At 39.6% G+C, this 17747-nt stretch carries 19 protein-coding genes and 1 pseudogene; 14 read left to right on the forward strand and 6 right to left on the reverse strand.

The features are described 5' to 3' along the window. Window positions 1-4 precede the first annotated feature (4 nt). Window positions 5-1342 (forward strand): MATE family efflux transporter, encoded by a 1338-nt coding sequence (locus CLOSA_RS05900; protein WP_013271858.1) that lies wholly within the window; start codon window positions 5-7, stop codon window positions 1340-1342. 80 nt (window positions 1343-1422) lie between these two features. Here CLOSA_RS05900 and CLOSA_RS23555 read toward each other — a convergent pair. Beyond that, window positions 1423-1579: pseudogene (locus CLOSA_RS23555) on the reverse strand (DUF3852 family protein); the annotation flags it as partial. Here CLOSA_RS23555 and CLOSA_RS05905 point away from each other — a divergent pair. From CLOSA_RS05905 to CLOSA_RS05925, 5 genes are all read left to right on the forward strand, one after another. Further along, window positions 1566-1790 carry a hypothetical protein gene (locus tag CLOSA_RS05905; RefSeq protein WP_041708507.1) on the forward strand — a complete coding sequence of 75 codons (225 nt, stop codon included), beginning with the start codon at window positions 1566-1568 and terminating at the stop codon, window positions 1788-1790. The pseudogene CLOSA_RS23555 and the gene CLOSA_RS05905 sit on opposite strands and share 14 nt — an antisense overlap. Then, window positions 1787-2038 (forward strand): recombinase family protein, encoded by a 252-nt coding sequence (locus CLOSA_RS22610; RefSeq protein WP_157668997.1) that lies wholly within the window; start codon window positions 1787-1789, stop codon window positions 2036-2038. Before CLOSA_RS05905 ends, CLOSA_RS22610 begins: the two co-directional genes overlap by 4 nt. A 138-nt stretch (window positions 2039-2176) precedes the next feature. Then, entirely contained in the window at window positions 2177-2632 is a 456-nt protein-coding gene (locus CLOSA_RS05910) for a hypothetical protein (RefSeq protein WP_049791642.1), read from the forward strand. Window positions 2633-2847: 215 nt separating this feature from the next. Continuing rightward, window positions 2848-3216 (forward strand): VOC family protein, encoded by a 369-nt coding sequence (locus tag CLOSA_RS05915; protein ID WP_013271860.1) that lies wholly within the window; start codon window positions 2848-2850, stop codon window positions 3214-3216. Window positions 3217-3800: 584 nt separating this feature from the next. Beyond that, complete coding sequence (locus CLOSA_RS05925) at window positions 3801-4322, forward strand: DUF6886 family protein (protein WP_013271862.1); 522 nt, start codon at window positions 3801-3803, stop codon at window positions 4320-4322. Window positions 4323-4813: 491 nt separating this feature from the next. Here the strand turns inward: CLOSA_RS05925 and CLOSA_RS05935 are convergent, their stop codons facing one another. Further along, window positions 4814-5806 carry an AraC family transcriptional regulator gene (locus tag CLOSA_RS05935; protein WP_013271864.1) on the reverse strand — a complete coding sequence of 331 codons (993 nt, stop codon included), beginning with the start codon at window positions 5804-5806 and terminating at the stop codon, window positions 4814-4816. Window positions 5807-5941: 135 nt separating this feature from the next. Between CLOSA_RS05935 and CLOSA_RS05940 the strand changes: the two genes are divergently transcribed. The 4 genes from CLOSA_RS05940 to CLOSA_RS23665 all read left to right on the forward strand — a co-directional run bounded on the left by CLOSA_RS05940 (window position 5942) and on the right by CLOSA_RS23665 (window position 10312). Continuing rightward, the gene (locus tag CLOSA_RS05940; protein ID WP_013271865.1) at window positions 5942-7309 is read left to right on the forward strand and encodes an MFS transporter; all 1368 of its coding nucleotides are present in this window, start codon (window positions 5942-5944) and stop codon (window positions 7307-7309) included. 1 nt (window position 7310) lies between these two features. Then, the gene (locus tag CLOSA_RS05945) at window positions 7311-9617 is read left to right on the forward strand and encodes a family 78 glycoside hydrolase catalytic domain (RefSeq protein WP_013271866.1); all 2307 of its coding nucleotides are present in this window, start codon (window positions 7311-7313) and stop codon (window positions 9615-9617) included. Between the two features lie 226 nt (window positions 9618-9843). After that, window positions 9844-10071 carry a hypothetical protein gene (locus CLOSA_RS05950; protein WP_013271867.1) on the forward strand — a complete coding sequence of 76 codons (228 nt, stop codon included), beginning with the start codon at window positions 9844-9846 and terminating at the stop codon, window positions 10069-10071. Between the two features lie 31 nt (window positions 10072-10102). After that, window positions 10103-10312 carry a (2Fe-2S)-binding protein gene (locus CLOSA_RS23665; protein WP_013271868.1) on the forward strand — a complete coding sequence of 70 codons (210 nt, stop codon included), beginning with the start codon at window positions 10103-10105 and terminating at the stop codon, window positions 10310-10312. 140 nt (window positions 10313-10452) lie between these two features. Here the strand turns inward: CLOSA_RS23665 and CLOSA_RS05960 are convergent, their stop codons facing one another. The 4 genes from CLOSA_RS05960 to CLOSA_RS05975 form a co-directional block, all read right to left on the reverse strand. Further along, window positions 10453-10818, reverse strand: coding sequence for a MarR family winged helix-turn-helix transcriptional regulator (locus tag CLOSA_RS05960; protein ID WP_157668998.1), 366 nt, complete (start codon window positions 10816-10818; stop codon window positions 10453-10455). Between the two features lie 170 nt (window positions 10819-10988). Beyond that, complete coding sequence (locus tag CLOSA_RS05965) at window positions 10989-11897, reverse strand: lipoate--protein ligase (RefSeq protein WP_013271870.1); 909 nt, start codon at window positions 11895-11897, stop codon at window positions 10989-10991. Then, window positions 11897-13579 (reverse strand): dihydrolipoyl dehydrogenase, encoded by a 1683-nt coding sequence (gene lpdA / locus CLOSA_RS05970; RefSeq protein ID WP_013271871.1) that lies wholly within the window; start codon window positions 13577-13579, stop codon window positions 11897-11899. Before lpdA ends, CLOSA_RS05965 begins: the two co-directional genes overlap by 1 nt. A 76-nt stretch (window positions 13580-13655) precedes the next feature. Beyond that, window positions 13656-14096 (reverse strand): OsmC family protein, encoded by a 441-nt coding sequence (locus tag CLOSA_RS05975; RefSeq protein WP_013271872.1) that lies wholly within the window; start codon window positions 14094-14096, stop codon window positions 13656-13658. 381 nt (window positions 14097-14477) lie between these two features. Between CLOSA_RS05975 and CLOSA_RS05980 the strand changes: the two genes are divergently transcribed. From CLOSA_RS05980 to CLOSA_RS05995, 4 genes are all read left to right on the forward strand, one after another. Continuing rightward, the gene (locus CLOSA_RS05980; protein ID WP_013271873.1) at window positions 14478-15557 is read left to right on the forward strand and encodes a sulfurtransferase; all 1080 of its coding nucleotides are present in this window, start codon (window positions 14478-14480) and stop codon (window positions 15555-15557) included. A gap of 66 nt (window positions 15558-15623) precedes the next feature. Continuing rightward, a complete protein-coding gene (locus CLOSA_RS05985; RefSeq protein WP_041708509.1) occupies window positions 15624-16058 on the forward strand; it encodes a hypothetical protein in 435 nt (144 codons plus the stop codon). Beyond that, entirely contained in the window at window positions 16048-16728 is a 681-nt protein-coding gene (locus CLOSA_RS05990; RefSeq protein ID WP_041708511.1) for a TVP38/TMEM64 family protein, read from the forward strand. The genes CLOSA_RS05985 and CLOSA_RS05990 overlap by 11 nt, the downstream gene beginning before the upstream one ends. Further along, entirely contained in the window at window positions 16718-17707 is a 990-nt protein-coding gene (locus CLOSA_RS05995) for a (Fe-S)-binding protein (RefSeq protein ID WP_013271876.1), read from the forward strand. The genes CLOSA_RS05990 and CLOSA_RS05995 overlap by 11 nt, the downstream gene beginning before the upstream one ends. Window positions 17708-17747: the final 40 nt, after the last annotated feature.

Genomic DNA, 17747 nt, shown 5'->3' on the forward strand with positions numbered 1-17747 from the left:
AGAAATGAACTTAGAAAGCATTCAAAACAACAAAATTAAAACAATTTTACAATTTTCGATTCCATCGATTATTGCAATGATGCTGACCTCGCTGATTACGGTTACCGATGGCTTTTTTATCGGAAACTATGTGGGAAAAGAAGGTCTTGCTGCGGTTAACTTAGGACTGCCGATTGTCTATTTATACCTTGCAGTGGGTCTTATGGTGTCTGTAGGCGGTGTGGCAATCGCCGGAATGGCTCTTGGTAGTAAGGATATTAAAAAATGCAACAGTGTTTTTAATCAGACCATGTGTACGGCAATGGCTGCGACCATCCTGCTCAGTGTCATCGTGTGGCTCTGCCTTGATACGATGCTTCATATCTTAAATGCTGATGTACAGGTGGCGGGGTTTTTCACGGACTATTACGGCATTATGCTGTTGGAACTTCCGATTATGGTGATAAACGCATCCTTTGGTATGTTTATCCGTGGAGAGGGCAAACCTCAGTATTTTATGCTAGTCAACATTTTGAACGTGCTGCTTAATATGCTACTAGATTATTTGTTTGTCCGTTGGTTTGGTTTGGGTGTAAAGGGTATTGCTGCTGCCTCCTTACTTGCTGCTGTTGTTACCCTTTTGTGTATTCTCTACTTTTTTACAAGCAAGTCAAGCGTGTACAAATTCGGCAGATTTACTTTTTCGGGTGACGTACTGGGTAGCACACTACTCAATGGCAGCTCAGAATTTGTTGGTGAAATGTCGATGAGCATTTCTATGTTTGCATATAATTATGTTATACTGAAAAATATTGGTGTGGATGGCGTGACTGCATTTACCATTGTTGGATATATTTGCTATATATTTAGCATGGTGATTATCGGCTTCGGTCAGGGTGCAAGCCCTCTCATCAGTTTTACTTATGGGTCAAAAGAACATTTCCTTGCAGTAAATCTGCGTAGGATAACCAACTTCATGGTGCTGACTGCAGGAGCTGTGGTGCTTTTGCTTGTGCTGGTTGGTTCCGGGTGGTACAGCAGTTTATTTGTGAAAAGTGTTGTCGTGGAACAGATGGTGCATTCGGGTGTGATAATCTATGCTGTTTCATTTCTTTTTTCGGGAATTAATACAATTTCCTCTTTTTACTTTACATCAATTGGAAAGGCAAAGGAGTCAGCTATCATATCTTCTGCTCGAGGTTTGGTTATTCTGCTCATTTGTATTTTTACTTTGCCACCGCTGTTTGGTATGACAGGTGTATGGCTTGTCTCACCGATTACAGAATTTCTGACCTTAATTTTAAGTCTGTTTTTTATAGGAAGAGAAAGTAAATACCTATCACGAAAATTAGTACAAAGTTGATGTTCAACCCACGTATAAGAATCTGACTAACATTCAATTTAGCCACTACACATTAACTTTGTGTAGTGGCTCTTTGCTCATTATAAACCGAGTATAGTCCAGATATACAGCGGACATGTCAAGGCAAACACAAGGCAGGCGAGCAGAATCCGGAATCAGGTGGATTGCCGGGAATACAACCTTGTTAACCACAGTCTTGATCTGACTGCATGCGTCCTTCCATGTGCCCTCGATTGCCGGTCAACGTTGGTTGAATGGTCATAAAGCGATTGACTATGATGTGACCAATGCTATAGGTTGGTTAGGCACAGCCGGCGATATTACCGAAACAATTTTCAAGAATGATTTTGTAAAAGTAGGTAATAAATGGCTAGGACTGTTTGCAAATGGAGTAGATTTAGGCAGTTACGCTTGGGATTGGTTTAATAAAAAGTTCTTGTACTTTTGAGCTTAGATCGATTTGGAAGAAACTATTCAGAGATTAAAGAGGAATGGGATTGCATCACAAATAAGATTAAGGCAGATATAAAAGTGCTGGATATACCATTGTTAAATACGACTATGGGAATTTCACAAGGTAATGCTCCTTTATTGGAAAAGAGTTTTATTAGAGATTTAGTCTCTCAAATATTATGTTATGTTTCAGAAAAAGAGCGTGAAAATATTAAAAGGAGGCAAATGCATGCAAATCACTAGCTATGTAAATTAGTATTTGACGTATTACTGTACATTGGAAATTTAATATTGATAGTTAGTAAGTATTCTGGTATTCTACTAATGAAGATTATTTATATTTAGTGAAGCGAGGTGTCGCACTTGATATGCAATACAGATATGGAACAAATTCTGTCAGATATTACAATTAAAGATATCAATCATCGAACGGAATACCCTGTTTTGATGAAAATAAATCAAACTAGGCAGCCATATTGGGTTGTTGATAATTTCTGTGGGATAGATAAAACTCCAATAGATGCGAGTGTCAATCTGACTGATTTGGAATGGGACGGAAATGAGATTTATCTCGCTCATACAACTGATCTTGTGGAGCTTGTAAAATATGGATTAGGAATTATTATATCATGGAAAGAGCAACTGGAACGTGAATATACGCAAATCCCCTTTGACATTTTGCTCTCAATAGATCATGGAGATGAGGAGGTTAATCCCTCTGCAACACTTCGATTCTGGGCAATAAGAAAACAGTATCATTATATTGAACCCTCTTTTGTAGAACTTCAAAAATTTGAACAGCCTGTTCTTATGGAACAGGTTAACTACAAATTATGAGCATAATGCGAAGCAAATAAAATGGAATATGAAAAGGAAACTACCAACTATCAATATTAAGTTGGTGGTTTTTTTATACTCAAAATGAAGAATTTCAATCTATTAAAATTAGAATTTAACGTATTATTGTACATTGGAAATTTAATATTGATAGTTAGTAGTGATTGGTGTATCCTTAATTTAGAAAATCGGAAGTTAGTGGAGGTATATAAATCATGAAGCAAGAGGTAACATTGGGAAACATTATGGTTGATTGCGATGATGAACAGAAACTGCAAACATTTTATGGTGAATTATTAGGTTGGGAAATGTGTGAACTATTTGCCAGACCAGCAGTTAAAAGTTCTAATGGAATTGTATTTCTATTTATTGAAGAACCTGATTATATACGTCCTGTATGGCCGGAAAAGGATGGGGAACAGCAAAAACAGATGCATTTTGATTTTCAAGTTGATGATGTTTTATTGATGGCAAAAAAGGCGGAAAGTCTAGGTGCCATAAAAGCAAATGATCAATTTGGTGGAGATGATTTTATCACAATGATTGATCCGGCAGGTCATCCATTTTGCTTGTGTCGTGAATGATTAAATTCCAAGTTAATAAAGAGAAAAGGGCAAAGGAACTACTAACTATCAATATTGGGTTAGTAGTTTTTTATTGCTATAAATCAGGTAAACTGAAATTTGATATTACAATAAAATCAAAATTTAATTTATCCACCAACGCAACAGGGATACTGATTAACTATTGGCACATATAAAAGTGCCGTTACCACCAGAGTTAGAGGAATGAAATACCAGTAGCATTTTGCTCTCTAAAAAATATAAAAATGTTGCGATGATGGTAGCAATGATACATTGCAAAAATCGCCAAGTATAATGAGGTTCTAAATGTGTTGAAATCATTGCTTGCCCATTTATCCAACATTACGTTAAAGAAATGAGACAATATAATATTGTCGGCACTAATGTAATTATAAAAGGTTTATATTTTGTCATTACCGATATAGTCCTTCCTATGTAATGTAGTAATTATAACAAAAAGGATAGATGTTTGAGAAGAAAATTAGAATTTGATGAATTACTGTACATTGGAAATTTAATATTGATAGTTAGTAGTTTTTGAGCTAATATAATATTAAAATTATTGTGTGAAAGAAAGTGGGAATATGCGGCTATTTCATGTAAGTGAAGAAGATAGTATTGATATTTTTAATCCAAGAATTCCAGAAAGAAATGACTTAGATAAAAGTGTTGGCTTAGTATGGGCAATAGATGAACAGCGCCTACCAAATTTCCTGACACCAAGAAATTGTCCGAGAATAACATATCATGTTGGGGAGAAAACTTCAGTAAAAGACAAAAGAGTTTATTTTACAACACCAGATATTAAGCATGTTGTTATAATCGAAAGTAAATGGTTTGAAGCTATGAAAAATACCAGCCTATTCATATATGAGTTTGACCCGAAAGATTTTGAATTGCAGGATAGTATTGCAGGATATTATATATCTAAAGTGAGACAAATACCGATTGCTAAGTATATAATCAGTGATTTATTTGCAGCTTTATTTGAAAGAAATGTTGAACTACGAGTTGTAAAGAATCTATGGGATATTTCTGATAGAATTAAAGGAACGACATTAAATTGGTCAATATGTCGAATGGGGTATGCACAACCGAGAATGTGAGAAATATATGATGCTCAGCTAAAACGTACAAGACCACTAACTATGATATAAAGTTAGTGGTCTTATTTTTCTATACAAAAAGCTGAAATTGGCCGGAACTCATATCCGGATCGAGGGACATTTCTCCTGAGCCTTAGAACGTATAAAAGATGTAGATAAAATAGTATGTCGATTTAGATATCAATTCTCCCCCCAACCCAATTGCGTGATGTTAATGTAAAATCACTTCTGGTAGTTATGCTGACTGGTTAGAAACTTGAGTCCGGCAGGAGTTATGACCAGGCGATTCATACAATCATTAAGTTTGCTAATCAGACAGGATTTGCGTTGAAGCATGCGAATTTTTCGGATTTCAGCAGTGCAATGATATCGGACCAGGATTTTGTTTTGAAATAAATAATTAAAAACTTTATATGACATACCCTATCACCCGGCGTTTCTATACGATAAGCAGTAAGGCTTAAGGATAGAATTGGCGGGTGTTCAGGCATTCAAAGAAGCTCCTTTAAGCTGCTTTTTTGAAATTGCAATGGTGTTAATCCAATTTGCGTATGGAAGTGCTGAATAAAATGCGTTGTATTATGAAAGCCGACACATTCACCGATATGCTCTACACTATAATTTGTGGTGGTTAGTAAAAATTTGGCATGATTAATACGAAGCGTAATGATATATTGTTTGATGCTGAATCCAGTATATGTTTTGAAATTTTTGCAGAGAAGGGTTCTGCTGATTCCAAATTGATGCATTAGATGTTCAATGGTAATATCATCGGCGTAATTATCTCTTACATAAGCAATAATGTTTGCTATTGTATCTGTTTTGGTAGCTGCATGTGATTCATTTGTCTGGGAAGTCAGCAATTCCGTTAGTAAGATATTCAGGTAACAGGAAATCTGATATTCCCAAAATGGAATATGCTTGGATGCGGCTTTTAATACCTGCATTTGCAGCATTTCAAAATTCGGACAATTTTGTTTGGAAAATTTAACATGATTATTTAAAGCAAATTGATCATAAATACATTGGGCATAGCTTCCATTGATATGAAAGATTGTGCTTGTCCATTTTGTATCCGTTGTTCCGTAATAGTGCGGCTTTTTGCAATCAATCCAATAACCTTCCCCTGGACGTAAAGTATATTTACGTCCGTTATATTCTAAAAAACCTTCTCCTTCCAGCGTATATCTCAGCTCAAAGGAATCTAAATAGGATCGATCGGTGTAGTAACCTTTTCTGGCATCCATAATTAAAAATCCTTGTGGATATATCAGATTTTGTTTTGCAGCTTCCGATACCAGGAAGGCAGGATGGTAATGTTCAACGCCATTGATTTGAAAATGTCCCTTTCGAAAGGGGGTTAAGAGCGCAACGTTATCTGCACCTAACTGCTCAGATAAACGCGGCTGGTGTTTCTCTTTTATTTTTTCATTTGTCATGGTGTTGATACTGATGAACGGAATATTGTAATAGTTGTACGCCATAGTAATCTCCTTTTCTATTATTATGTACGATTTATATATTTTTGTAAACAAAAAGTGATTATAAACAAGATAATAGTATATTACAATAGATGTGCAAAAGGTAAATAATAATGCATATTTGGAAGGAGAAGGGAAATGAACCACAGGAAAATCGGGACACTGGACTATTTAGCATATGCCTTGTCAGCGGTGGTATATATATTGCCACAATATTTATTAAGTTCGTTTTTGTCCGCATATTATACGGATGTCGCATTGGTCTCAGCTGGAACAATCGGTATGGTAGTACTAGCCATGCGATTCACTGATGGAATCAGTGATCTATTGATGGGAAGAGTCATTGATAAAACAAATACCAGATTTGGAAAGGCAAGACCATGGCTGCTTGTAGGAACCATCGGATTAACCATTTCGTTGATTTCTATTTTTAATGTACCTGGAACTATGAGCAATGGAGTCAAGATTGTATGGCTTGCTGTTACATACTTTTTCATTATGACGATTTTTGGTACGGTACAGGGGGTTGCTTCAAATACCATGATTGTTTATCTTACCAAGGATTCCGGAGAGCGCAATAAGTTTGGAGCTTCCAATATGGCAGGGGTGTATATTGGTGGGTTAGCAGCTACTGCGGTGGCATCTGTGCTGCTGAGCAAACTTGGATATACCCAGAGCGGATATAGTAAGACTATGTTTATGTATTCTGCAATTGTTTTGGTAGCTGGTACTTTATCGTTTTTACGTTTGAGAGAATTTCAAGAAAACACGGACAAGATAGAGCAGCCTAAGGTTCCGTTAAAAGCAGTCTTATATGCAATAAGACATAATTCTTATTATATTAATGCTGTAATTGCAGGCTTGCTGATCAATCTGATCAACGGAATTACCACTGGTATGGGTGTATATTTCTGCAGAGACTTATTTGGGAATCCAGAGTTATACGCTATGGTCACCATTGCCTTACTGGCACCTACCCTTCTTGGACTGCCCATGGCTGTAGCGGTTGCAAAGAAAGCAGGTCATCAAAAAACACTGGTTTATGGAAGAATCGGCTATATGATCGGCGTTGCAATACAGGCATCTGGCCTGATTAACAGTAACATACCAGTATATTTTGCGGGAGTTGTATTTGCCGGATTATGCGGATCTACTTTTGCAGCCTGCTTTACAGCAAGGCTTGCTAATATCTGTGATTATGGCGAGTATCAATTCAAGATAAATGCATCAGGTACCTTAATGAGTGCAACAAGCTTCTGTAATAAGATTGGCTTAGGCTTAGGCGCTACTGTAACTGGATTAATCCTGGAATTGGCTCATTATGATGGAAGTCTGGTTTCAGCAGGAATGGCACAGTCAGCCTATACCATTGGTTTTGAACGATATGCGGTGGCATTTATTCCGTTGGTGCTTAATCTGATTGTAGTCATTTGCCTTTCCTTTACCAATGTAGATCCAAAACTGGAACAGATGAAAGCAGAGCTTCTAAAAAAAGGTGAAAAGTAGAATGAATCAAATAAATTGGAATCGCTCCTTTATAGAACTTGAGCGAGAGATAGATCCCAAGATCGAGCAACCGGCTGTCTATATTAGAAAAAAAGTAGAAATAGAAAAGCCAATCCGGCAGGCTTCCATTTGGATGACAGCTCTTGGTGTATATACTGGATATATGAATGGGACGCGGCTTGGAAACCAAAGGCTTACTCCAGGTTACACCGATTATCATTATCGTCTTCAGTTTCAGAAATATGATGTAACAGAACTCTTAAATCAGGGAACGAATATTATTTCCGCAATAGTAGGAGACGGATGGTATCGGGGATGTATTGATATTGGGAGTATTCGAAATACATATGGAACGAAGACGAAGTTCTTTGCGATCCTTCAGCTTATGTATGAGGACGGAAGCTGTGAGGATATAGTGACGGATGAATCCTGGAAAGTTACCTCACATGGAGCCCTGCGGGAAAATAATTTAAAAACAATAGAACGCTATGATGCAACGATGGAATTGGAAAACTGGATGAAGCCTGAATACGATGATGCCGGGTGGAAGAATGGAATTTCCAGTCAATATCATGGTCGGCTGATACTTCAGGAGGGGGAACAGGTTCTTTGTCATGAGCATTTTGTCCCAACCGTACGGCATACACCAGATGGTAATACCGTGCTTGATATGGGTCAGAATTTTGCGGGTCATGTGAAATTTAAGGTCACAGGAAAATCAGGTATTATGGTAACGCTTACCATGGGAGAATGTCTGGATGAACATGGAGATTTTACTATGAAAAATCTTGTGGCAGAAGGTGCCGGCAGCATAAGCGGAGCGGTAGGACAGCGTCTGGAATATATCTTAAAAGATGGAGAACAGACTTATGAACCGCAGTTTTTAATCAGCGGATTCCGGTATGTTCTTCTGGAAAACTGGCCAGAAGAAGTGAAGGCAGAGAATTTTGAGGGAATTGCGGTATACTCCCAGATTCCGTTTGTTGGAAATTTTACCTGTTCCAATGAATTAGTAAACAAACTGGTGGAAAATGTCAGATGGAGCCAAAAGAGCAATTTCGTAGATATTCCAGGAGATTGTCCAACAAGAGAACGCTCTGGCTGGACGGCAGATATGTCTGTTTTTTCCAAAACGGCATGCTATATCAGCAATCCAAGAAAATTTCTGAAAAAATGGCTGAATGATTATGTGTTGGAACAGTCTGAAGATGGGAACCTTCCCTATGTGATTCCTTGTGCGGGAAAACCGCCGGCGCGAAGAGGCTGTATGGGCTGGTCGACAGCAATTGCTAATATTTCAGAGGTACTTTACCAGTTCTATGGAGAAAAGGAAGATTTAGAATCGGTATATGATTGCGTAAAACGTTTCGTAACATTTAATGAGAACCGCGCAAAAAAAAGAAACAAATTATTGTTCTATAAGCATGGAAAACATCGGAAATACATCATCGAAACAGGTTTCCATTATGGAGAATGGCTGGAACCCGGACATCCAATGTATCAGGATTTTTTTAAAGCAATGTTGTGTCCGGATACCGAGTTTACAACTGCATGGTTCTACACTCTGGTGACACAGACCGCTCATATGGCAGAGGTTCTTGGAAAAGAAGATGAAAGAAAATCTTATCTGGAGCTTGCTGAGAATATCAAAAAAGCATATGATAAAGAATTTTTGAAAAATGGCAGAGTGAAATCAAAGCGTCAATGCAGATATGTACGTCCCCTTGCTCATGGACTCCTAGAGGGTGAATTGGCGAAACAGGCAGCCGCTGACTTAAATGAAAGGTGCATTGCAAATGATTACCGCATTGGTACCGGTTTTCATACAACATGCAAGGTGCTGGATGTATTATCAGATTATGGCTATAGAGATACGGCATATGGATTGCTGGAGAATGTGAAACAGCCTGGATGGCTTTATGCGGTAACAAAGGGTGCAACCACAACCTGGGAAAGCTGGGATGGCTTAACCGAAGAAGGAAAACCGGTTGATTCCCACAATCATTTTGCCCCGGGAGCGGTGGTATCTTGGCTATTCGAATACTGCGCAGGAATCAGACCTCTGGAACCAGGATTTGGTAAAATAAGAATACAGCCTGTTCCTGGTGGCAGCTTTACCTATGTGAACTGCAATTATAACAGTATCAAGGGGGAAATTGTATCCAATTGGAAAATTTATGACAATAAATTTCAACTGCATGTTGTAGTACCAGAAGGAGTGACGGCTGAAATCATAATGCCAGGCCAAACCAAATACTGTGTTAAGGGAGGCGATTACACTTATGAAGAAAGCCTTTCCATATGGTGATAATTGCTGGTTCCCCATAGCCTTGTGCAAAACGTGTGCCGGAAATTGGGACGCTGAAATGCAGCCGGATTCTTGAAATATAGCGTATACCCATCAGGAAAGGGAGGTTGCTGATATGGCAGTCTCCTTTTCTGTTAGGAATGGGAGTGATATAAGGGAGGAATTGTGCTATAATTATGACAGAGATTGATAAAATATTCTAATTTGTGAAAGAGGGGCAAAGGGAATGAAAAAATGGATTTGTGTAATCACAGGTATCGTGGGGGTTGTCCTGACAATCGCAGGTACATGGTTAAAAAAGAATGGTGCTGTTACAATGATAGGCGGGGCCGAAGGTTCAACATCAATGTTTATAGCAGGAAAGATAAATCCAATAGCTCCATGGGTATTGATATTGATAGGAATTATCATCTTGGCAGGGGGGATCATTATATTTGTAAATCAAGATAAATAGCATAAAAATAGCAGAAAGGAATCTTTTATTTATGGACAACCAGGAAATCATAGATCAATTAACAAAGGTATGTATCTGCAAAGGAGTTTCCAGACAAACAATAAAAAAGGCGATTTCAGAAGGTGCAGATACCGTTGAGAAAGTCTGGAGTAAAACCAATACTGGCAATGGCAGTTGCAAAGGAAAACGATGCGGCGAAAAAATTCAGCAGATTCTGGATCAATGGAATAAAGGCCAATAACGAATGATCAAAAAGACCATGCATAAAAGAGGTGATTGTTCCCCTTTATACATGGTGTTTTTGGTTCCGATATTCCGCGGCATTTTTATAGAACGCAGAAGGCAGAAGGAACGGATAGAAAGGAATCAGAAGCAGGCAAATCACGAAGCAGAATCAATATTTTCAAGCATTTTGCTTAAGGTTGACTTGAAGTTATCCAGATCCTGCTGGGAAAGTCCGTTAAGTACGTCTGACTTAAATTTCTCAGCGATTGCCTGCATTTCAGTTTCAATTTTTTGCCCGTTACTGGTAAGCGTCAGTAATTTTGTTCTTTTGTCGCTTTCGTTATTTACCCGGTTTACCCAGCCTAAGATTTCCATCTTATCAACCAATCGGACGACACTTGGCTCCTTTAACGACATCTTATCCGATAATTGTTTTTGGGTAATCATGTTGTTGTTCTTTATATAATATAATGCAATCCATTGGGATCTTGTAATATTATGATAGTTCAATCGTTTTTCCAAACAATCAGCTAATTTCCTTGCGCTTCTACAGGTAATAAAAGCAATGCAGTCGTCTAAATCAAACATAATAATCACCATCTAATTCCTTTTTGTTTATATCCTTTATATTAACATAAAAGGGTTCCTTATACTATCCTTTTTTTGATGGCAGGGCAAAAATTTGACAGTTCTCAATGGTTTAAAAAGTGCTGGTCCAGACATTCCCATATTGCTGTTTCATTAAAAGGGATACCTATTAGATGATTTTCCCATATCTTAAAATCAAAAAGCTGCAGACTGTCGGTGCTGATTTTGGCAGTTTGTATGAATCCATCCGATGATTGAATCGAAACGGATACATTTCCAAAGGAATATTTACGCTCCAATACAACATCAAAATCCGGAGATTGACCATACAGCCAGTCATATGAGGAGAGGAGTGATTCTAAGGGTGCATCAAAATTAGCTTTGCTGATATACTCTGTATCTTTGCAGTCAAAGGTCTTAATCAATGCCTCTATTACCTTTTCTGTAGTGATTTCTTTATTAATATCTGATAAATTGATCACCCTGCTTTTAACGGATTCAATCCCTTTGGACTTTAACTTTAATATAGATGGAGTAAGTGCTTTTTCCAGCTGGTCAAAATCCACATGGACTAAAATTGTGCCGTGATACATGTAATTATCGTTGTCCGTATAGTAAGCATGTCCGGAAAATTTTTGGTTTTTATACAGTAAATCATTTCTCCCGCTAAATTCGCAATCAATCCCCAGTTTCAACATGGCGGATTGTATAAGCTCGACAAACCGGACATGACCTGCTGAGGCCTCTTTGGTAATAAAGGTAAAATTAACATTTCCCATATCATGATATACGGCACCGCCGCCGGAAAATCTGCGTACCGCCTTAATATTATGTTCTTTAAGGTAGGAAAGATTACATTCGGCGTATGGATTCTGGTTTCTTCCTATAATAACAGAAGCATCATTTTGCCATAAAAACAAGTGAATATCATCATCGGAGGAAAGAAATAACTGGTGTTCGGCAGCGATATTAAAATACGGATCAAATTCTTTTGAAATTATTATTTTTTTCATTACTGGTGCAAAGCTCCGATTCCAAAATCCAGTGCAGCTTCATGTATCACCTCGCTGGTTGTTGGGTGTGAAAATATTGTTTCCGTTATTTGTTTTTCTGTAAATCCATTTGCGATTGCCAATGTCAATGTACTTATTAAGGAGGAAGCATCCGGGCCAATGATAGATCCGCCTATTATCTTTTGAGATTCATTGTCTTTTAACAGCTTGATAAAACCTCGGGGCTCATTCATTGTTAAGGCTTTTCCATTTCCTTCAAATGAAAATCTGCCGATGGAGATGTTCAGGCCTTTTGCCCTTGCCTCGTCCTCATTTATGCCCACGCTTGCTATTTCCGGGGTAGTAAATATAACATTGGGAACGGCAGAGTAATCCATTGCTGTGTGTTTCCCTAATAGGTTGTCTACGGCTACCATACCCTGATGGGAAGCTACGTGGGCCAGCTGGATCTTATCGGTAACGTCGCCGATTGCATATATATGGTCAATATTTGTGCGCATGGCAGAATTTACTTCAATGCCCCTTCCCCTGCTGTTTAATAAAACCCCGCTGAGCTCAAGGGATAATCCTTCCAAATCAGGCTCTCTCCCGATGGCAACCAAAACCTTATCGCTTACCAGCAGGTGCTCCCCATTTTTATCCTCATAAGAAGTGACTGCCGTGCCATTCATGGAGCTTTGGATTTTCAGGACTTTTGAACAGGTATGGATTTTAATCCCGGCATCTTCTGCAATCGCCTGCATTTCACTGGATATCTCATGGTCTACCATGGTTAAGATCCGGTCCATAAATTCAATGACATGTACATCAACGCCTAAGTTTCTGTAGAGAAATGCGAATTCCATACCAATGACCCCGCCGCCGATAATTGCAATGGATTTTGGCAGTTCCGTATCGGACAATGCAGTGGTGCTGTTCCGCACAAAAGGCAGATCCATGCCCGGGATCGGCGGTTTTGAAATCTTAGACCCTGTTGCTATTATAATATCCTTTGCCTTTATTATACAGCTTTCATTTCCAGTCACAGCAACGGTATGCTGATCCATAAAAGAAGCCTGGCCGGAAATTACATTGATATTATTTTTATTCATAAGATAGTCAATACCGGAAACAAGTTTGTTCTTTACCTGATCCTTGCGATCTATGACCTTCTTCATATTAACCCTTATATTGCCGTCAATTTCAACACCAAAAACAGATGCATTGTTTACGCTGTGGCAAATTTCTGCAGATTTTACAAGCGCCTTTGTAGGAATGCAGCCAACGTTCAGGCAAGTTCCGCCTAACTGGGATTTTTCCACCAGAGTTACCGTTCGTCCGTTCTTAGCCGCATATATGGCTGCCACATATCCCCCGGGGCCTCCGCCGATGATAAGTAAATCCGCGGAAAGCTGTGTGGTACCTGTTTGTGTCATGTCATTAAAATCTTCTTTTGCTGGTTTTTCATCAGCCTGATATTCTGTAATTTCAAACATGGGGGCACCGGGAGCAATTTCGGCACCTTCTTCACATAATATTTTACATACCGTACCTTCCGAAACTGCTTTTACCGGGCGGTTCCCCTTTGCTGTTTCCACCTGCACCAGAATGACGCCGGCATCTACTTTATCCCCTGCGTTTACATTTATTTTCCCTACTTTACTCATTTTTCCGCCTGGAATAGCCGGCATCTTTATAATCATGTGATATTCTCCTTTTCTTTTTATCCGGATAAGCAAAAGAGCCAATGATAAAAGGCTCTTTTGCTGTACCTATTAATTAGTCGATGGCAACCCCTGATAATACTAATTTCACGCCATTTGATAAACAATCACCTACAGGGCAGGTCTGCTCAATAAATTTGGCAAATTTTTCAATCTTTTCTTTGGGTTCGTTGGTTTTAAAATGCATTACAAAGCGAATTTCCTGAAAACCGTTTCTTACATCGGCTAGTCCCAGGAAGCCATCCGGATCTAAGTCTCCTTCTAGTTCAACATGGAATTCTTCAAATGAAACATCATGGGCAGCAGCAAATGCACTAGCTACAATTGACTGACATGCCCCCAGTGCGCATAAAAGTGCTTCCACAGGGTTCATAGCAGCATTTGTTCCTCCCAGATCTTCAGGCTCATCAAGTAGTATTTTAAAACCTCTTGAATTGGTTTCAACCTGTAAACCGTTGGGTAATTTTTTTGCAGTAGCTTTGAATGTAGTCAGCATATAATTATCTCCTTTCCGCAGGTATTTATCATACCATGTTTTTATTTGTTAATAATGTAACATATATGACGGACAAAATCAATAGTTAACTAAGTAATTATTTTACTTTGACTGACATTTTCGGAATTTCCTTCATAAAAACCCCTTGCAGTTCATGTCCCATAGAATATGGACTGGATATTTTTGGAGGGACCTTGCAGAAACTGCAGTCAGTTGGAGATTTCGAAGAAGATTTTCCTGAATTGAAACAAAAAATGACATAATATATAGATGACATCTATTAGTAACCCCTTACTTATTGAATAAATCAATTAGACTGGGAAGCAGTCCCCCTTTATAATAGAAATAGCAAAAAACATACTTAATGGGAGAAGAAGTATTATGAAAAAAGGGATATTGAGTCCATTGCTTTGCATGGCTATGGCTGCATCACTGCTGGCAGGATGTGCAGCAAATTCTGAAAGTAAGCCTGCTGACAGGGAAAAGATGGCAGGAGAGAAAGAAACCTCTGATGTAAAAGCCGATCCGGTGGATCAAAAAAAAGTGTACGTATCGCCGGACTGGGTGCAGAGCGTGATTGACGGGAATCAGAAAGAGTCCTCAGATTATGTGATTCTGGAATGTGCATGGGGTGAGGAAGCAGATAATCCTGCATACACAGAAGGGCATATCAAAGGCGCTTATCATATGAATACAGATGATATAGAATCTGAAGAGTACTGGAACATCCGCACACCGGAGGAAATTAAAAAGCTGATGGCTGATTACGGAATAACAAAGGATACTACTGTAATCTGCTATGGAGCCGATGGAGTAAACTCTGCGGATGACAGAGTTGCATTCACGCTGCTCTGGGCAGGGGTGGAAAATGTAAAATGCTTAGACGGCGGGTTAGAGGCCTGGACAAAGTCCGGATATGCCATGGAAAAAGGCAGCAATAAGCCCAAGGCCAATGACAAGGGTTTTGGAACAACCGTTCCTGCTCATCCGGAATATATTATCACTATTGAGGATGTCAAAGAGAAGCTTGAAAATGACAGCAATTTCAAATTAGTGAGCATCAGAAGCAAGGCGGAGTTTTCAGGAGAGACCAGCGGATACGGATATATTGACAAGGCAGGAGAACCAAAGGGTGCGATTTGGGGACATGATACAGACGACGGGTCTTATAACAAGGAAGATGGAACAACGGCCGGTGTGGATGTGGTGGAAGGATTTTTAAAAGAATCCGGGGCCTCCCTTGACAATGAACTGGCATTTTACTGCGGTACAGGCTGGAGAGCCACCATCCCATTCCTGATCTGCTATGAAAACGGCTATTCCAATGCAAAGCTTTATGATGGAGGCTGGTTCCAGTGGCAGATGGATGACAGCCTTCCGGTACAGGTGGGTGATCCTGAAGGCGGTAAATGCGAATACACCACCGTAGGGGAGCTTTCTGCGGATAAAGCAAAAAAATAAAAATAAACAATTTGAGCGCTGGACGCGGAAGCGGCAGCGCTTATTTTAACAAGGGAAGATGGGAGAATGAAAAAAGCCGGATATTTTATTATGACTCTTGGGGAACTCTTTTTTTTGGCGGCAGCTTATATCATCCACTATTTTACCCGGAAAAAAATGGGGATGGCAAGATATGTGATATATAAAAACCAGGGCTGGGAGCGTACGTTACCCATGGAAGCATTGAAATATACGTCGGTGGCAGTTTTAACGGTATTGACGCTTGCTATTCTGGTTGCTTTTGTTAGCCGGCACAAGGAAAAGGCAAGGCTTCTGGCTGCCATGCATGCTGCCATGGTCTTTCTAACAGCACTGTATGGAGCTTATACTTTTCTCAGCTCCGCAGAGGCTATGAGAGCATACTATTTTATCAGCCTGATGCTTGGAGCGGCAGCGCTGGTACAGATTATAAAAACGGGAGCTGCACTTGTTTTGTGTGGAAAGAATAAGAATGAATCATAAAAGGTTGTGGGTATTTGCGGGGATCACCCTTGTGATTCTCTGCCTGAATCATATATTTGGCTGGTCTTCCTATCTCAGCAATATGAATAATTTGGCTTTTTTAAAGCAGGCGGTAGAGGATAATCTTCCTTTTGCCATTGGAATCTATATGCTTCTTACCATAGCAGGCTGTGCCTTTCTGGCCCTTCCTGGGGTTACATTTGCAATTTTTGCCGGTCTTTTGTTCGGGCCTGTACTGGGGACGGTATGCTGTTCTGCGGCGACCACAATAGGGGCGGCCCTTGCATTTGCAGCAGGACGATACTTCTTAAAAGACACTATCCGGCCAATGGTTATAAAGAATAAATATCTGAAAAAGTGGTTGTTCGGCAATTCAGGGAAAAACCAATTATTTGTTCTCATCATGACCAGGCTTGTTCCTGTATTTCCCTATAATCTTCAGAACTTTGCCTATGGAATCACAGATATTAAATTCAGCACCTACATGATAGGTTCTCTGGTTTTCATGCTTCCTGGAACAGCCATGTACACGGTTGGAACAGCAGGGCTTGCGGATAAAGAAAACCGTATGCTGTATATGGGGATTGCGGCGGTTCTGGCGGTTGGGGTTATGGGAATCGGGATATTCTTAAAGAAGAGATACATACAGGAGGAACGGAATGAAAGATAAGGAGAGAATCATAGATCCGGATGCATGCGTTCATTGCCATCTATGCAGGCAGCACTGTCTCTTTCTGGAAAAATATAAATTGGATATCGGAGATAAGGAAAAGCTGGAGGAACTATCTTACCATTGTTTTTTATGCGGTAAATGTTCTGAGGTCTGTCCTAAGGGGATTGACGGAAGAGAAATTATTTTAAATATGCGTAAGGAGCAGGTGAAACGCAATGACGGACAGCTCCGTGAAAAAGGCTATGGATTGCTTGTGAGGGAAAAACAGAACTATTTATTTCAGAATTACAGAAATGGAACGAAGAAAAGCGTACTTTTTCCTGGCTGTAATTTTCCGGCTTTTTATCCTGAAACAACGGGGTATCTGATGGAACTGTTCCGGGACAAAGCTGGTGCCGGAACCGTATTTGACTGCTGCGGAAAGCCTATTGCAGAGCTGGGAATGGAGAAAAAGGAAGAAATGATCCTGGAACAGCTGGAGAGAAAGCTGGAGGAACATGGTGTGGAGGAAGTGATTACCCTCTGTCCCAACTGCTATTCTTATTTAAAGCCCCGCCTGAAAGGAAAGGTAGTGGGCATATATGAGAAACTCCGGGATCTGGGGATCGGCAGGGCGATAGAAAAAAAGATAACGATATTTCCTCCTTGCCCTGACAGGGAGAACAAGGAGCTCCTTGGCACCATACAGGTGTTTTTAAAGGAAGAACCTGATATTATCTCCCATGTGCAGTGCTGCGGGCTTGGAGGCTGTGCAGGGAGCAAAGAAAAGGACCTGGCAAAACAGATGATCCGTAGGATCGGACCGGAGAAAGGGGAAACTGTTTATACTTACTGTGCATCTTGTTCGGGGAATTTTGTAAGAAAGGGATATGGGGATACGAAACATATTCTGCTAGAACTATTAGAGAGAAACGAGGAGCCGGACACAGGCGGGTCTATGGTAAACCGCATAAAACTGAAATACCGGAGAGAATAAAGCTTGAAAGGAACGTATCTTTCAACCTTGAACTTGTAAA

The organism is [Clostridium] saccharolyticum WM1 (genome assembly GCF_000144625.1).
GTDB classification, from domain to species: Bacteria; Bacillota; Clostridia; order Lachnospirales; family Lachnospiraceae; genus Lacrimispora; species Lacrimispora saccharolytica.

Bases quoted from the DNA above. Each gene is read 5' to 3' on its own strand.
- CLOSA_RS05900 (WP_013271858.1), top strand. From the start codon at position 5: ATGAACTTAGAAAGCATTCAAAACAACAAAATTAAAACAATTTTACAA.
- CLOSA_RS05910 (WP_049791642.1), top strand. From the start codon at position 2,177: ATGGAACAAATTCTGTCAGATATTACAATTAAAGATATCAATCATCGA.
- CLOSA_RS05915 (WP_013271860.1), top strand. From the start codon at position 2,848: ATGAAGCAAGAGGTAACATTGGGAAACATTATGGTTGATTGCGATGAT.
- CLOSA_RS05925 (WP_013271862.1), top strand. From the start codon at position 3,801: ATGCGGCTATTTCATGTAAGTGAAGAAGATAGTATTGATATTTTTAAT.
- CLOSA_RS05935 (WP_013271864.1), bottom strand. From the start codon at position 5,806: ATGGCGTACAACTATTACAATATTCCGTTCATCAGTATCAACACCATG.
- CLOSA_RS05940 (WP_013271865.1), top strand. From the start codon at position 5,942: ATGAACCACAGGAAAATCGGGACACTGGACTATTTAGCATATGCCTTG.
- CLOSA_RS05945 (WP_013271866.1), top strand. From the start codon at position 7,311: ATGAATCAAATAAATTGGAATCGCTCCTTTATAGAACTTGAGCGAGAG.
- CLOSA_RS05950 (WP_013271867.1), top strand. From the start codon at position 9,844: ATGAAAAAATGGATTTGTGTAATCACAGGTATCGTGGGGGTTGTCCTG.
- CLOSA_RS23665 (WP_013271868.1), top strand. From the start codon at position 10,103: ATGGACAACCAGGAAATCATAGATCAATTAACAAAGGTATGTATCTGC.
- CLOSA_RS05965 (WP_013271870.1), bottom strand. From the start codon at position 11,897: ATGAAAAAAATAATAATTTCAAAAGAATTTGATCCGTATTTTAATATC.
- lpdA (WP_013271871.1), bottom strand. From the start codon at position 13,579: ATGATTATAAAGATGCCGGCTATTCCAGGCGGAAAAATGAGTAAAGTA.
- CLOSA_RS05975 (WP_013271872.1), bottom strand. From the start codon at position 14,096: ATGCTGACTACATTCAAAGCTACTGCAAAAAAATTACCCAACGGTTTA.
- CLOSA_RS05980 (WP_013271873.1), top strand. From the start codon at position 14,478: ATGAAAAAAGGGATATTGAGTCCATTGCTTTGCATGGCTATGGCTGCA.
- CLOSA_RS05985 (WP_041708509.1), top strand. From the start codon at position 15,624: ATGAAAAAAGCCGGATATTTTATTATGACTCTTGGGGAACTCTTTTTT.
- CLOSA_RS05990 (WP_041708511.1), top strand. From the start codon at position 16,048: ATGAATCATAAAAGGTTGTGGGTATTTGCGGGGATCACCCTTGTGATT.
- CLOSA_RS05995 (WP_013271876.1), top strand. From the start codon at position 16,718: ATGAAAGATAAGGAGAGAATCATAGATCCGGATGCATGCGTTCATTGC.